A 12,539-nucleotide genomic window follows, 5' to 3' on the forward strand; every position below is an offset into this window, starting at 1 on the left:
AAGCTAACGCTAAGGCTCCGGCTCCGGATGCCGTCAGCCCCAGAAGTCGGCGAGCTCGGCCGCACGGGCTCGCCCTTGCGAGAACCCGGCCCGAGCGGCCGGCGCCCGGGCAGCGAGGTTCATCATGTTGCCCCCGAAGGCCTCGACCGCAACGTCATCGGGAACCACCGTCTCCACCGCGCTGCCTGAAGCGCGAAGCTCGTCGAGTTGCGGCGCCAGGTGCATGTTCCAGTCGAGCGGCATACGGGTTCTGCCGCCGAACGGCGACAGCACGAGCACCCTGCGATGCCCGACGGCCAGGTCTGCGTTCTCGCTCGAGCGCCGGTATCCCCCGTCGAAGTACGGTACGCCGCCGATTGTGAAGGGCGCGCCACCGGCGGTGCTCGCGGCGACGGCGTCGACGAGATCGATGCCGCTGTGTTGGTCGAAGACGACGGGGTCACCGGTTCGAGCATCCACCACGGTAATCAGCACCGATTGACGCGGCCACAGCGGGCTCGGCAGCCGACGGGCCACGGTTGCGCGCCACTGCGCCTGGCGCTCGAGATCGAATGCGTCATCGAGTTCGAGTACCGATGCGGCCAGGCGACGGCGCACGTCGACCGGGCCGTCGGCAGCGGCGATGACGTCGTTCGTGCGTTGCAGATGATCGACCATCGACCCGAGCGGCCCGTGCACAGGCCCGTGGCCCTGCGCCGCCGTCGCCCGCCCAGGGGCTGACCCAGGCAAGGACACGGGCGCCGAGAGGATCTCTTCGTACAGCTGAGACAGCTGAGGAAGCTGAGGCGGCCGAGCGGCCGTGATCTGCGCAGCCGCCGTCGCACCTGCCGAAGTGCCGACCATGAGGTCTGCCGCGGTGACATCGATGCCGCCGTCGAAGAGCCCGGCGATGACGCCGATCAGCCAGGCGTTACCAGCCGCGCCGCCGCCGCCGAGAACGACGGCTCGCTCGCCGACTGAGTGGGTGAAGTCCGTAACGACGGTGTGTGGATGTTCGTCAGACCCGAATTCGTTCGAATTTGTTTCGAGTGAAACGTGCAGGGTCTTGAAGGGTGTTGAGTTCATGGGAGTTGCCTTTCGCGAAGTGCGTGGCTGGGCGCTCCCGGTGGCGACTACTCAGTCGCCTGATCGTGTACTGCAGGGTGCACCCAGTGCGGATACTGCGTTCACGGGTGTCACCTCCTGCCGAAAACTCACGATGCCATAGAGATTAGCACTCGGCTCGCCGCGACTCACGAGCAAACTTTTTCACTCACGGCGCGAACGTGCGGAGGTAGGCGATACTCGCGTCGAGCGACGCCTCGAGCGGCTTCGTCGACTTGCGCGTCTTGCAGAGCAGAAGACCACCTTGCACGGCGGCGAGAACCGCTGAGGCAAGCGACGCCGCATCGGCGTCAGCTCGAAGCGCGCCGGCCGCTTTCATTCGCGTTATTCCGTCGGCGAACGCTCGTTCCCACTGGTCGAAGCTGTCGACGAGCACGGCACGGGCGTCTTCGTCGGTATCGGCGAGCTCGTTGGCGATGGAGCCCAGAGGGCAACCGCCCGTGCAATGGTTCTCGTCTTGCTCCCGCACCAGCTGGTCACGCCAGGCCGCCCATGACCCCCAGTTGTCGAGCCGCGAGATGTGCGGCTCTTGCCCCGCCAGCACGGCGATCGTCTGCCTCGTGACGACCTCGCTGATGAGCGACGACTTATCGGCGAAGTAGTGATAGATCTGCGACTTACCCACCCGAGCGGCAGCGCCGACGTCGTCGAGGCTGGTGCCGGCCACACCCTCTTCGAACACCAAAGCAGCTGCCGCATCGACGATTCGTGCCCGGGTGGCCTGCCCCTTCGGCGTCTTCGCTCTGTTCGGGGCTGAGACAGCGCGGCTGGTCGGGATGATCGACATAACTGAAGACTAACAAAAATGTACTTGCCGGTACATTCTCAAATTCAGACAATGAAGGTACCCCGTCAGACGAATTCGAGGAGCACGCCATGGCACAAACGTCACCCACCATCGCCGAGCAGGTCGCCGTTCTGCGCGCGAGCAGCACGCCGTCACCGACTGCCGACAAGTTCACCGCTGAACAGCAGGCCCTGTCACTGCAACCGACGCCAGAAGGCCTGCTGCCGGTCGGATCCGCTTTTCCCGACGGCGACCTGCTCGACGCGCAAGGCGACACAACCAGCCTGGGCGCAGTTCTGGGCGGCGCCCCTGCCGTCGTCATCTTCTACCGTGGCGCGTGGTGCCCCTATTGCAATATCGCCCTGCGCACCTACCGCGACCAACTCGCCTCTCCTCTTGCAGACCTCGGTGTGACACTCGTCGCCCTCAGCCCGCAGAAGGCCGACGGTTCTCTGACGATGAAGGAAAAGAACGAACTCGAATTCCTCGTGCTTTCCGACCCCGGCAACGGCATCGCCTCAGCACTCGGCATTCTCACTCACCCGTCAGACGGCGCCCGCGAAGCGCAACTCGAACGCGGGCTCGACCTCGAAACGATGAACGCTGACGAAACGACGAACGTGCCCATGCCCACGGTCGCGCTGATCGATGCCGACGGCACTCTGGTCTGGATCGATGTTCACCCCGATTACACGACCCGCACCGAATCCGCCGAGATTCTCGCCGCGGTGCACGAAAACCTCCTGATCGGCAAGGTTGCCGACACGAATTCGTAACGACGCGCCTGAACGAACGTCTGACCTGGCCGGGGAGAGCGCACTAGAAGAGCGTTGCGCTCTCGCCGAGCAGCCGATAGTTTCTCAGCATGGATCTGGGATTGACCGACAAGGTCGCCGTCGTCACCGGCGCGAGTAAGGGCATCGGCCTCGCCATCACGCAGAGGCTCGTCGCAGAGGGCGCCAAAGTGATAGCCGGGTCACGATCATCCTCCCCCGAACTCGACGAATTGGTGGCCGGCGGCTCGGTGCTCTTCGAGAGTGTCGACCTGTCGAAAGTGGATGCTCCGGCCCGCCTCATCGAGCGATCAGCCGACTTCGGCGGCCTCGACATTCTCGTGAACAACGTCGGCGCGGTCGCGCTGCGCTTCGACGGATTTCTCGCCATCACCGACGAGCAGTGGAACGACACCCTCAACCTGAGCTTTCTCGCGGCCATGCGCACGACTCGCGCCGCGATTCCCTTACTCATCGAGCGGGGAGGCGGCAACGTCGTCACCATCGGCTCGGTGAACGCCTTTCTGCCCGACCCGCCGGTGGTCGACTATTCGGCCGCGAAGGCCGCGGTGTGGAACCTCTCGAAAGCGCTGTCGAAAGAATTCGGTGCGCAGGGCTTGCGCTTCAACACCATCAGCCCCGGCCCGGTAGCGACACAGCTCTGGCTGGGCGAAAACGGCGTCGCGGCAACGGCGGCGAAGAGCATGGGCGTCGATTTCGACACGGCGCGCGACCGGGTCGTGGCGGCGCAGGGCGGGTTCTCGACCGGGCGATTCACACAGCCGTCAGAGGTCGCCGATCTGGCGCTGATTCTCGCGAGCAATCGCGCCGGCAACGTCACCGGCTCCGACTTTCTCATCGACGGCGGCCTCGTCAAAACCCTCTGACCCGAACTTCCACCTCTCAAACCGAACGAACGAACACGAACGGGGAGCATCATGCCGAAGAACGTCGTTTTCATCCATGGACTGTGGATTCACTCTTCTGCTTGGAAGCCGTGGCAAGAACTTTTCGAGCAGAAGGGGTACGCGACCACCGCGCCCGGCTGGCCCGGCGATCTCGAGACCGTCGAAGCCACCCGCGCGAACCCCGACGGCCTGAACGAGCAGGGCATCTCTGAGATCTGCAATCACTATGCCGACCTCATCTCGACGTTCGACGAGAAGCCGATTGTCGTGGGGCACTCGTTCGGCGGCCTGATCGCCCAAGAATTGCTGGCGAACGATCTTGTTGCGGCGGCCGTTGCCATCGACCCCGCGCCCGTGAAGGGCGTCAAGATTCTGCCGTTCGCCCAGCTCAAGTCGGGTCTGCCGGTGCTCGGCAACCCGGCCAACCGCAAGAAGACCGTCGCTCTCGACGAGAAGCAGTTCAAATACGCCTTCGGCAACGTGCTCACCGACGAGGAGTCGAACGCACTGCACGCCGCCTGGACGATCCCCGGCCCCGGCAAGCCGCTCTTCGAAGACGCGACCGCCAACTTCGTGCGCCACTCCCCCGCCACGGTCGACACGCACACCGCGGTGCGCGGGCCGCTGCTGCTCACCTCGGGAACCGAAGATCACACCGTGCCGAAGGAAGTCACTGTCGCGGTGGCCAAGCTCTACGCCGACAACACCGCCTCGGTAACCGAATACCACGAGTACGAGGGCAAGGGCCACTCCCTCACTCTCGACAGCGGCTGGAATGACGTGGCAAGCGACGTTCTGGCCTGGCTCGAGTCGAAAGGCTTCGGCCCCGGCGAAAGCTGAACCGTCGGTGACTAGTCGGCGTTGTAGGCCGCAACCACGTCGACGATCCAGGTGACGCCGAACGCATCGGTGAGCATACCGAAGCCGGGGCTCCAAGCCGAGGCGGCGAGGGGCTCGATGATCGACGCCCCAGCGGCGAGTTCGGCCCAGTAGCCTTCAACTTCGTCGAGGGTGTCGCCGCGAACCGAAACGAAAAACGGTTGATCGGTCAGGGTCAGCCCGTTCTCCCGACGAGTGGATGCGGCAACGCTGGTGGTGGTGCCCGCTCTGCCGCCGACCGGCTCGCCCGCGATGTCGTAGGCCATCACCCGAAACCCGTTTGGGCTTTCGACCTGGCCGAAAACCACATTCTGGGCCCCAGGCGCGTCTGCGGGCATCCCGAAATCGCCGTAGCTAGCGACGACGAGCTGACCGCCGAAGACGCTCTGGTAGAACTCGAGCGCCTGGCGCGCTGTGCCGTGAAAATTGAGGTGAGTGGATGCTGCGATGCTCATGTCTGCTCCTTGTAGCACTGTCTGCCGGGCTTCTGCCTGGCATCGCCTACTCTCACAGCGGTCTAGGTCAGTTTCTGTCCTCCACTCGAATTAGCATGGGAAAGTGCCCGCAACCACCTCTCGCCTCCTGACGCTGCTCTCTCTGCTGCAGACCCGGCGAGACTGGCCGGGCGCGATTCTCGCTGAGCGCCTCGACATCAGCCATCGAACGGTTCGCCGAGACGTTGAACGGCTGAGAGAGATGGGCTACAGCATCCACTCGTCGATGGGGCCCGATGGCGGCTACCGGCTCGACGCGGGAAGCGAGTTGCCTCCGCTGCTGTTCGACGACGACCAGGCCATTGCGTTGGTGATCGCTCTCGGCTCTGTCGCGGCGAGCGGCGCCGACATCGGCGAAGCGGCCCTGCGTGCGTTGACCACCGTGCGGCAGGTGATGCCTTCGCGATTGCGGCACCGACTCGACGCGTTTGCGTTCACCGTGATGGCGCCCCCAACGGCAATGGCCGGTTCGGGGGCGCCCGCGGTGGCACCGGAGGTGCTTCTTGAGCTCTCGGCCGCCGTGCGTGCCCGCGAGGTGCTGCGCTTCGACTACGCGAACGCCCACTCGGGCGCATTCGCCGGCGCGGCAAACGCCTCGACCGGGGCAGATCGCGTACATGGCATCGCTTCAGCGCGTGAACCGAGTGCAGACGCAACACCCCAGCCCGACGCCCCGCCGGCGCCTCGCCGCGTGCAACCACATCACCTCGTAACCTCGAGCGGCCGCTGGTACCTTGTGGGGTGGGATCTCGACCGCGACGACTGGCGCACCTTTCGCGCCGACCGCATCAGCCCCCGCACGCCCAGGGGCTCGCGATTCGTTCCCCGAGAGATTCCCGGCGGCGATGTCGCTGAGTACGTGGCTGCCCGGTTCAAGGGATCGTCTGAAGCGAATCGCTGGCCGTGCATGGGCACGGTCATCCTGAATCTCTCGGCGGCAGAAGTGGCGCCGTTCGCGGCAGACGGCGTTGTCGAAGACCTCGGGCCAGGCCGGTGCAGTCTCGAACTCGGGTCGTGGTCGTACCGCGCCCTTGCGGCGTCGCTCGGGCGTTTCGACGCGGCGATCGAGGTGCTGCGGCCCCCCGAACTGACCGAGGCCTTCGGCGAACTCTCCCGCAACTACGCCCAGACGGCGGCCCTCTCGTGAGCTCGACCGAAGGGTCTCGCCTCAGCTCTCGGTACATGCGAGTTCAGTATGCGAGTTCAGCACGCTCGGCACGCGCGGCTCGTGCAGCAGGATCGGTGACCCCTCTTCGCAAACGTCAGGCGCCTGGTTCGGAGATACGCTCGAGCGCCTCTCTGAGGTAGACCACCTGCGACGGGGTGAACGGTTCGATGAGGTGCCTCCGCACTGCTGCCGCGTGAATCGGGCGCACCACATCGATGACGGCCAGGCCGGCCTCCGTCAGGCTGACCTCGACCGCCGAGCCGACTTTCGTACGTTCGATCAGCCCGCGTGATTGCATTCTCGACAGGTGATGCGAGAGTCGCGTTCGATCCCAGCCGAGCAGTGATGCTAGCTCGCTCTGCCTCACCCCGCCGTCGACCTCAGCAGCATGGATCAAGACGGCGACGTCGGGGTCAGACAGCCCGGTGGCGGCACGAACATCATCTGAAATGCGAGCACGTAACATCTCTTGCGCGCGCTTGAACGCGAAGTAGAGCTGCCGCTCGTCATCGGAGAGAAGCTCGGCCGTCGCCGGTTCGACTCTGCTATCGATTGTTGACATATCTACATTCTAGGCGCACAATGTTGATATGACAACATCTCGCAGGAGATGGGTAAGGAACGTTCAGTGTCTCTCACTCGCCGCCAGATCGCCGCAACTCGCGATGAGCTGGCCATCAACCTCGCTCGTTCGGGCCTCAGTGCGCCCGACGTCGCCGCCGCCCTCCATCTCGATCTCGACCGCGTACACGCCTCCCTCACCGTGAACGGCGAGTCGCCGCGCGATGTGTGGCTCATTCGCGACTACCTCGAACACACCATTCGCCTCGCGGGTGGCGCGCCGCACCCGTACTCATCGCTCACTGACGAGGCCCGGGCATCCGCTCGCGGCTGGTTCGGCATCGCCGACCTCGATGAGGTTCTGAATCGGGTTGACGGATGACCGGCGAACGCCCCACGCCGGGTGGCACGTTCACCCTGGCCGGCCGCGAGACCGCCCGCATCGGCTACGGAATGGGGCAGGTAACCCGTTCCGCCGAATCGGCCGAAGGCCACGACTCAGCCGTGGCGCTGTTGCACCAGGCGCTCGAACTCGGAGTCACCCACTACGACACCGCCCAGTTCTACGGCAATGGCCGCGCGAACGAACTGTTGCGCGAGAGTTTCTCTGGCGTTCGAGACGAGATCGTCATCTCGACCAAGGCCGGCGCCAAGCCCGTGCCGGGTGCACCGATTCCGTTGACGGCCGCACAGAGGCCCGCAGAATCGCGCGCGGCTGTGGAGTCGAACCTGCAGACGCTCGGCACCGACCGTATCGACATTGTGAACCTGCGCCGCATGGATTTCACCCCGGGGCTCATCGCCGAGGGCGACCAAGTGGTCGCTTTCGAAGATCAGCTCGCCGAAATGGTGAGCCTGCGCGACGAAGGCAAGATACTCGGTATCGGTCTGAGTCACGTCACTGTCGATCAGCTGCGAAGCGCATTGCCGGTGACAATCGTCTGCGTGCAGAACATCTACAACCTCGCCGATCGAGGCGACGAGCCGCTGCTTACGCTCAGCGAAGAGAACGGTATCGCCTGGGTGCCGTACTTTCCGCTCGGCGGAGGCTTTGGCGCTTTGCCCAAGGTGAGTGACCTGCCGTCAGTTCAGCAGGCGGCGGCTCGCCTCGAGGTGACGCCCTCGCAGATCGGTGTGGCCTGGCAGCTCGCGCACTCGCCGAACACCCTCATCATCTCGGGCACAAGCAGCCCCGAGCACCTGCGCGAAAACGTGGCCGCCGGCAGTGTGTACCTCGACGAACAGACCTTGCGCGAGCTCGATTCTGATTCGTAGCCGCCGCCGCGATTGCGCTCGCGGCGGAACGCGCCATGTCTGGCCGAGCGATTCGGCAAAATGGTGAACGAAGCCGCGCGCCGAATCGCGCCCCGCAACACAAGGAGCGAGTCAGATGGTCGAGATCGTGTTCGTGCACGGAGCGTTGGTGCGCGATGGGGCCTGGTGGTGGCGACCTGTCGCCGAGCTGATTCAGACGGCCACCGGCGTCACGAGCAGAGCCGTGTTGCTGCCGTCGTGCGGCGAGGGCGCGGCCGGGTACGACGGCAGCGGGCTCCTCGAAGACGCGGCTGCGTTGCGTGGCGTGCTCGATGAGGTCGACACTGCGCTGATCGTGGGCCACTCTTACGGCGGTACGGTCATAGCGCAGGGCGCCGAGCATCCGGCAGCAGCGCACCTCATGTACATCACGTCGTATCTGCCCGACGTGGGGCAATCGCAGGCCGTGATCACCGGCGACGAGCCCGACTCGGTGTCGATAGCCCTCGGCGACGACGGAACGCTGGGCATAGCCGGTTACGACGCCGCGTCGTTCGGCGAGCGGTTCTGGCACGACGTGACAGCTGCCGAAACGAAAGCCGGAGCCTGGGAGCGGGTGACCCGGCAATCGGTCGAGGCGTTCGGCACTCCGACAACGAACGCGGCCTGGCAGGGCAGGCAATCGACCTACCTCGTCTGCGCCGACGACCGCAGCACATCGCTCGAGTTGCAGCGCTTTCACGCCGAACGTGCCACTCACGCGGTGGAGCTGCCGACGAGCCACCACCCGTTTCTCTCCCGCCCCGATCTCGTGGCGCAGCAGGTCGAGCGCATTCTCGCGGAGCTCTGAGCATTGGCGTTGGCGTTGGCGTTAGCGTTGGCGCGGCCGCGAGCTGGCACGCACGGGCGTGAGCCGGCAGCGAGGCCTCTGCCGAGGCTCGTGCCGTAAGTTCTGCGAATTGCCTAAGCTCGGCTTGACTTCAAGCGCTTGAAGTCTGTTGAGATAGCACTATGACCACAAGCACAAGCACCCTCATGACCATTCACGAGGTGTCGCAGCGCAGCCGACTCAGCGAGCCGACCCTGCGGTACTACGAAGAGGTGGGGCTCATCGGCCCCATCGCCCGCGATGAGAGCAGCGGACACCGTCGCTACCGAGACTCCGACCTCGACAACCTGCAGGCCCTCGCCTGCCTGCGCGCTATGGGCGTGGGCATCGAAGACATGCGCACCTACCAGGCGAACCGGATGCTCGGCCGCAGCGCCGCCGGTGAACAACGTGACCTGCTCGCCCGCCACGCCCAACGCATCGAGCGCGAGATCGCGACCCTGCACGTGCACCTGAACTACCTCGAGGCGAAAGCCGGGCTGTGGGATGCCCGAGACCGCGGTGATGCCGAAGCCGAGGCCGAGGCATCCGCTCGAGTGAACGCCATGCTCGGTGAGCTCGAGGCGGTGCTCGCATGAGCCCCGTGCTGGTCACCGGCGGCAACGGATACCTCGCAACACGACTCGTCGCCGACCTGCTGCTGAGCGGAACCGAGGTGCGCACTACGCTGCGTTCGCCCGCGAGTGAACCCGCCCTGCACGCGGCGCTCGGGCGAGCGGGCGCTGACGTCGCGGGGCTCGAAGTGGTTTACGCGAGCCTCACCGAAGACGAGGGCTGGGCATCCGCTACCCGTGACGTCGACGGGGTCTACCACCTCGCGTCGCCGATGATTCAGTCGGCGAACCCCGACGACGTGGTCGTGCCCGCGCGCGATGGCGCACTTCGTGTGCTTCGCGCGGCACGAGATGCCGGCGTGCCGCGCGTCGTTCTGACCTCGTCGTTCGCCGCGGTCGGTTACTCCCCCAAACCCGTGCGTGACTACACCGAAGACGACTTCACCGACCCTGAGACTCCGGGCCTGCCCGCGTATCCGCTGTCGAAGGCCGTGGCCGAGCAGGCGGCGTGGCAGTTCATCGAGAACGAGGGCGGCGACACCCAACTCGCGGTCATCAATCCCACCTGGATCGCCGGGCCGACCCTGACGGTCGACGCCCGCTCGTCGCTGCAGGTCTTCACCGCGATGATCAGTGGCGCCATGACTCACGCGCCGCGCCAGCGCTTCGGCATCGCCGACGTGCGCGACGTGGCCTCGCTGCACGTCGCGGCGATGACGACTCCGGATGCCGCCGGCAAGCGCTACCTGGCCCTCGCAGACGGGCCCACGCTCACCTTCCTCGACGTGGCACAGGTGTTGCGTTCGCGGCTCGGAGCGTTCGCCGAGAACGTTCCTACCGAGGAGGCGCCCGGCGATGAGCCGTCTCTGCTCGTCATTCACAACGAGAAAGCGAAGCGCGAACTCGGGTTTCGCCCGCGCCCTCCCGAGCAGACCATCGTCGACACCGCCGAGAGCCTGCGCGACCTCGGGCTGGTCTGACACAGCCTGCGTCGGCTGTCGCTGCTCGGGCCGGTTTGGCCAGGCTCGGGCTGGCTTGGCTTGGCTTGGCTTGGCCAGGCTCGGGCTGGGCTTGGCCAGGCTCGGGCTGGGCTTGGCTTGGCCAGGCTCGGGCTGGGCTTGGCCAGGCTCGGGCTGGGCTTGGCTTGGCTTGGCTTAGCTTGGCCAGGCTCGGGCTGGGCTTGGCCAGGCTCGGGCTGGGCTTGGCCAGGCTCGGGCTGGGTTTGGCAGGGTTCGGGCTGGGCCGCGGGCATCCACCCTGGCATGATGTCTGCAGACCCACTTCGGGTCGACGACGGGAGCAGAACATGGGCGTGACAGGCATGGGCGGGCTGTTCTTTCGGAGTAGGCAACCGGATGCACGGGCCCAGTGGTACCGCGATCACCTCGGTATCGACGCTGGCGACGATCGCGCCTGGAACCAGGAGGCGGGAGCAACCGTTTTCGCGCCCTTCGCATCAGACAGCGACTACTTCGCAGCCGATCAGCCGTTCATGCTGAACCTGCGGGTGTCTGACCTGACCGAACTCGTGGCTGAACTGAAGGCGGCCGGCATCGAAGTCGAGCAGCGGCCCGAGTGGGAAGGGTCGGAGTATGGGCGATTCGCGCGCATCTACGACCCCGAAGGCCTGCCGATCGAGCTGTGGGAGGCACCCGCCTGAGCTCGTGCGGCGAGGCGTCGAAAGCGGTTCGTCGTCAGCGGGGGTGGAGAAATCGCGCCAGCCACGTTACAGTGGCCCCAGCTTCGAGTTGGGGGATCAGTGAAGAAGACCGCGTCGGCACAGGAATCGGCTCCGTCACACCGCGCTTCTGCGCGCACGCGCATCGGGGCGGTGCTCGCCGCCGCGGCTCTCGCCGTCGCTGCGCTCGCGCTGCCCGCTGCGGCCTCTGCGGCGCCGGCCGTGCAGCCAGCTGCAACCTCGACTGCCACGGCACACGTGCAGGCTGACGCCAGCGGGCCGGTTGGTTGCGGATACGGAACAGGCGGACCGTTCGCGAACACGCTGTGCTGGATCGACATGAGCTCGTACAACGACACGATCGCCCGTAGCGACGCCGGGCAGCCGTTCAGCATCACGCTGCCTGGCGGATACACGACGACGTTCACTGCTCACACTTCGGGTACTCAGCAGGTTCACGCGTCAGGTTTTCCGACGTGGACCTACGGCGACCACCAGGGCGCGATCGTCGGCAACGAGATCTATTTGGGTACCCCCGGTATGCCCGCGCTTTATCAGGGCTACAACGAATCCGGTCTCGACGGCGTCTCGACGATCTCGCTCACCAATATCTCGGTGAAGGATTCCGACGGAAACGCCGTGCAGGGCTGGCAATTCGTGGGAGTCGACGCCGAAGCTACCGCACCGGGCGAGACCATTACGTTCACGTCTGACAGCGGGGTGAAAGAGATCGCGACCTACTCTCCCGGCCCAGACGGAAACGGCTGCCCGGCCGACATCGTGCAGGTCGACCCGAACACCATCACCTGCACCGGAAGCGCGACCGCACAGGGCCCATACGGAACAGCGCTCGTCAGTTCGACGCAACCCACGACGTTCACGCAGACCATGACAACCGGGCAATTGGCGGCTGCGCTCGAAGGCGTCGCGTTTGCGTTCCAGAGCGCACAAGTGCAGCTCGATGCGAACGTGGTCAACCGGGCTGCTGCGGGAGATGACTTCACGGTGAGCGTTACCTCGGCGGAGTCGTCGGTCGTCGGAACGGCTTCGACCGCGGGCGGGAGCAGTGCATCCACTGGCCAGTTGATCGTGCTGCCGCGTGAGCGGAGCGCCGACGACTACACGCTCAGCCTCACGGGCAACAATCTCGCCGCCTACACTCCGGTGTGGAGTTGTTCGGTGAACGGAACGGTCGACCCGTCGCTGGCCGCAACCGGCGTCACGCAGCTCAGTGTCTCGCCGGCCGCAGGTGACCTCGTGGCCTGCACCGTGTCGCTCGATGTTGCGAGCGCACCGACGGCTACGCCGACTCCGTCGGCAAGTGCCAGCACGTCGACGCCGGTGCCGGCGGCAGATAGCTCGACCTCCGGCCTTGCGGCTACCGGCCTCGACGCCTCGGGCATCGCGCTCGGCGCTGCCGTTCTGCTGTTGCTCGGTGTGGGCGCCTTCACCCTTCGCCGACGCACCTCGAACACGAAGTAGCGCCGCCT

At 65.7% G+C, this 12,539-nt stretch carries 15 protein-coding genes; 11 read left to right on the forward strand and 4 right to left on the reverse strand.

All coding sequences use genetic code 11. The annotated features are described in order from the left end of the window. Nucleotides 1-33: 33 nt before the first annotated feature. Nucleotides 34-1,065, reverse strand: coding sequence for a patatin-like phospholipase family protein (locus IEX24_RS14735; RefSeq protein ID WP_188679467.1), 1,032 nt, complete (start codon nt 1,063-1,065; stop codon nt 34-36). Nucleotides 1,066-1,252: 187 nt separating this feature from the next. Next, nucleotides 1,253-1,891 (reverse strand): TetR/AcrR family transcriptional regulator, encoded by a 639-nt coding sequence (locus IEX24_RS14740; protein WP_188679469.1) that lies wholly within the window; start codon nt 1,889-1,891, stop codon nt 1,253-1,255. Between the two features lie 89 nt (nt 1,892-1,980). On the opposite strand from IEX24_RS14740, the gene IEX24_RS14745 reads away from it, so the two are divergent. The 3 genes from IEX24_RS14745 (at nt 1,981) to IEX24_RS14755 (ending at nt 4,412) form a co-directional block, all read left to right on the forward strand. After that, nucleotides 1,981-2,667, forward strand: coding sequence for a peroxiredoxin-like family protein (locus IEX24_RS14745; protein WP_188679471.1), 687 nt, complete (start codon nt 1,981-1,983; stop codon nt 2,665-2,667). Between the two features lie 89 nt (nt 2,668-2,756). Then, entirely contained in the window at nt 2,757-3,551 is a 795-nt protein-coding gene (locus IEX24_RS14750; RefSeq protein ID WP_188679473.1) for an SDR family NAD(P)-dependent oxidoreductase, read from the forward strand. Nucleotides 3,552-3,602: 51 nt separating this feature from the next. Next, nucleotides 3,603-4,412: an alpha/beta hydrolase gene (locus tag IEX24_RS14755; RefSeq protein ID WP_188679475.1), complete on the forward strand. Its 810-nt coding sequence runs from the start codon at nt 3,603-3,605 to the stop codon at nt 4,410-4,412. 11 nt (nt 4,413-4,423) lie between these two features. On the opposite strand, the gene IEX24_RS14760 is transcribed toward IEX24_RS14755, so the two are convergent. Beyond that, nucleotides 4,424-4,906, reverse strand: coding sequence for a VOC family protein (locus IEX24_RS14760; RefSeq protein WP_188679477.1), 483 nt, complete (start codon nt 4,904-4,906; stop codon nt 4,424-4,426). 103 nt (nt 4,907-5,009) lie between these two features. Here IEX24_RS14760 and IEX24_RS14765 point away from each other — a divergent pair, with 103 nt between their 5' ends. Then, entirely contained in the window at nt 5,010-6,092 is a 1,083-nt protein-coding gene (locus IEX24_RS14765; protein ID WP_188679479.1) for a helix-turn-helix transcriptional regulator, read from the forward strand. A gap of 115 nt (nt 6,093-6,207) precedes the next feature. On the opposite strand, the gene IEX24_RS14770 is transcribed toward IEX24_RS14765, so the two are convergent. Beyond that, complete coding sequence (locus tag IEX24_RS14770; protein WP_188679481.1) at nt 6,208-6,675, reverse strand: MarR family winged helix-turn-helix transcriptional regulator; 468 nt, start codon at nt 6,673-6,675, stop codon at nt 6,208-6,210. Nucleotides 6,676-6,741: 66 nt separating this feature from the next. Here IEX24_RS14770 and IEX24_RS14775 point away from each other — a divergent pair, with 66 nt between their 5' ends. From IEX24_RS14775 to IEX24_RS14805, 7 genes are all read left to right on the forward strand, one after another. Beyond that, a complete protein-coding gene (locus IEX24_RS14775; protein ID WP_188679483.1) occupies nt 6,742-7,056 on the forward strand; it encodes a DUF2316 family protein in 315 nt (104 codons plus the stop codon). Beyond that, the gene (locus IEX24_RS14780; protein ID WP_188679485.1) at nt 7,053-7,949 is read left to right on the forward strand and encodes an aldo/keto reductase; all 897 of its coding nucleotides are present in this window, start codon (nt 7,053-7,055) and stop codon (nt 7,947-7,949) included. The genes IEX24_RS14775 and IEX24_RS14780 overlap by 4 nt, the downstream gene beginning before the upstream one ends. A 115-nt stretch (nt 7,950-8,064) precedes the next feature. Continuing rightward, a complete protein-coding gene (locus IEX24_RS14785) occupies nt 8,065-8,778 on the forward strand; it encodes an alpha/beta hydrolase (protein ID WP_188679487.1) in 714 nt (237 codons plus the stop codon). A gap of 161 nt (nt 8,779-8,939) precedes the next feature. Beyond that, a complete protein-coding gene (locus IEX24_RS14790) occupies nt 8,940-9,395 on the forward strand; it encodes a MerR family transcriptional regulator (RefSeq protein ID WP_188679489.1) in 456 nt (151 codons plus the stop codon). Beyond that, nucleotides 9,392-10,351, forward strand: a complete 960-nt coding sequence (locus tag IEX24_RS14795) for an NAD-dependent epimerase/dehydratase family protein (protein WP_188679491.1) — start codon at nt 9,392-9,394, stop codon at nt 10,349-10,351. Before IEX24_RS14790 ends, IEX24_RS14795 begins: the two co-directional genes overlap by 4 nt. Nucleotides 10,352-10,677: 326 nt before the next feature. Then, a complete protein-coding gene (locus tag IEX24_RS14800) occupies nt 10,678-11,031 on the forward strand; it encodes a VOC family protein (protein WP_188679493.1) in 354 nt (117 codons plus the stop codon). 99 nt (nt 11,032-11,130) lie between these two features. Next, nucleotides 11,131-12,531 (forward strand): hypothetical protein, encoded by a 1,401-nt coding sequence (locus IEX24_RS14805; protein WP_188679495.1) that lies wholly within the window; start codon nt 11,131-11,133, stop codon nt 12,529-12,531. The last annotated feature ends 8 nt before the right edge of the window (nt 12,532-12,539 follow it).

It is taken from the genome of Subtercola lobariae (genome assembly GCF_014640255.1).
In the GTDB taxonomy this organism is placed as follows: Bacteria; Actinomycetota; Actinomycetes; order Actinomycetales; family Microbacteriaceae; genus Subtercola; species Subtercola lobariae.

What these genes read in the sequence shown, in the direction of transcription:
- IEX24_RS14790 (WP_188679489.1), top strand. Translation starts at nt 8,940, where the DNA reads ATGACCACAAGCACAAGCACCCTCATGACCATTCACGAGGTGTCGCAG.
- IEX24_RS14745 (WP_188679471.1), top strand. Translation starts at nt 1,981, where the DNA reads ATGGCACAAACGTCACCCACCATCGCCGAGCAGGTCGCCGTTCTGCGC.
- IEX24_RS14750 (WP_188679473.1), top strand. Translation starts at nt 2,757, where the DNA reads ATGGATCTGGGATTGACCGACAAGGTCGCCGTCGTCACCGGCGCGAGT.
- IEX24_RS14800 (WP_188679493.1), top strand. Translation starts at nt 10,678, where the DNA reads ATGGGCGTGACAGGCATGGGCGGGCTGTTCTTTCGGAGTAGGCAACCG.
- IEX24_RS14785 (WP_188679487.1), top strand. Translation starts at nt 8,065, where the DNA reads ATGGTCGAGATCGTGTTCGTGCACGGAGCGTTGGTGCGCGATGGGGCC.
- IEX24_RS14795 (WP_188679491.1), top strand. Translation starts at nt 9,392, where the DNA reads ATGAGCCCCGTGCTGGTCACCGGCGGCAACGGATACCTCGCAACACGA.
- IEX24_RS14755 (WP_188679475.1), top strand. Translation starts at nt 3,603, where the DNA reads ATGCCGAAGAACGTCGTTTTCATCCATGGACTGTGGATTCACTCTTCT.
- IEX24_RS14760 (WP_188679477.1), bottom strand. Translation starts at nt 4,906, where the DNA reads ATGAGCATCGCAGCATCCACTCACCTCAATTTTCACGGCACAGCGCGC.
- IEX24_RS14740 (WP_188679469.1), bottom strand. Translation starts at nt 1,891, where the DNA reads ATGTCGATCATCCCGACCAGCCGCGCTGTCTCAGCCCCGAACAGAGCG.
- IEX24_RS14770 (WP_188679481.1), bottom strand. Translation starts at nt 6,675, where the DNA reads ATGTCAACAATCGATAGCAGAGTCGAACCGGCGACGGCCGAGCTTCTC.
- IEX24_RS14780 (WP_188679485.1), top strand. Translation starts at nt 7,053, where the DNA reads ATGACCGGCGAACGCCCCACGCCGGGTGGCACGTTCACCCTGGCCGGC.
- IEX24_RS14735 (WP_188679467.1), bottom strand. Translation starts at nt 1,065, where the DNA reads ATGAACTCAACACCCTTCAAGACCCTGCACGTTTCACTCGAAACAAAT.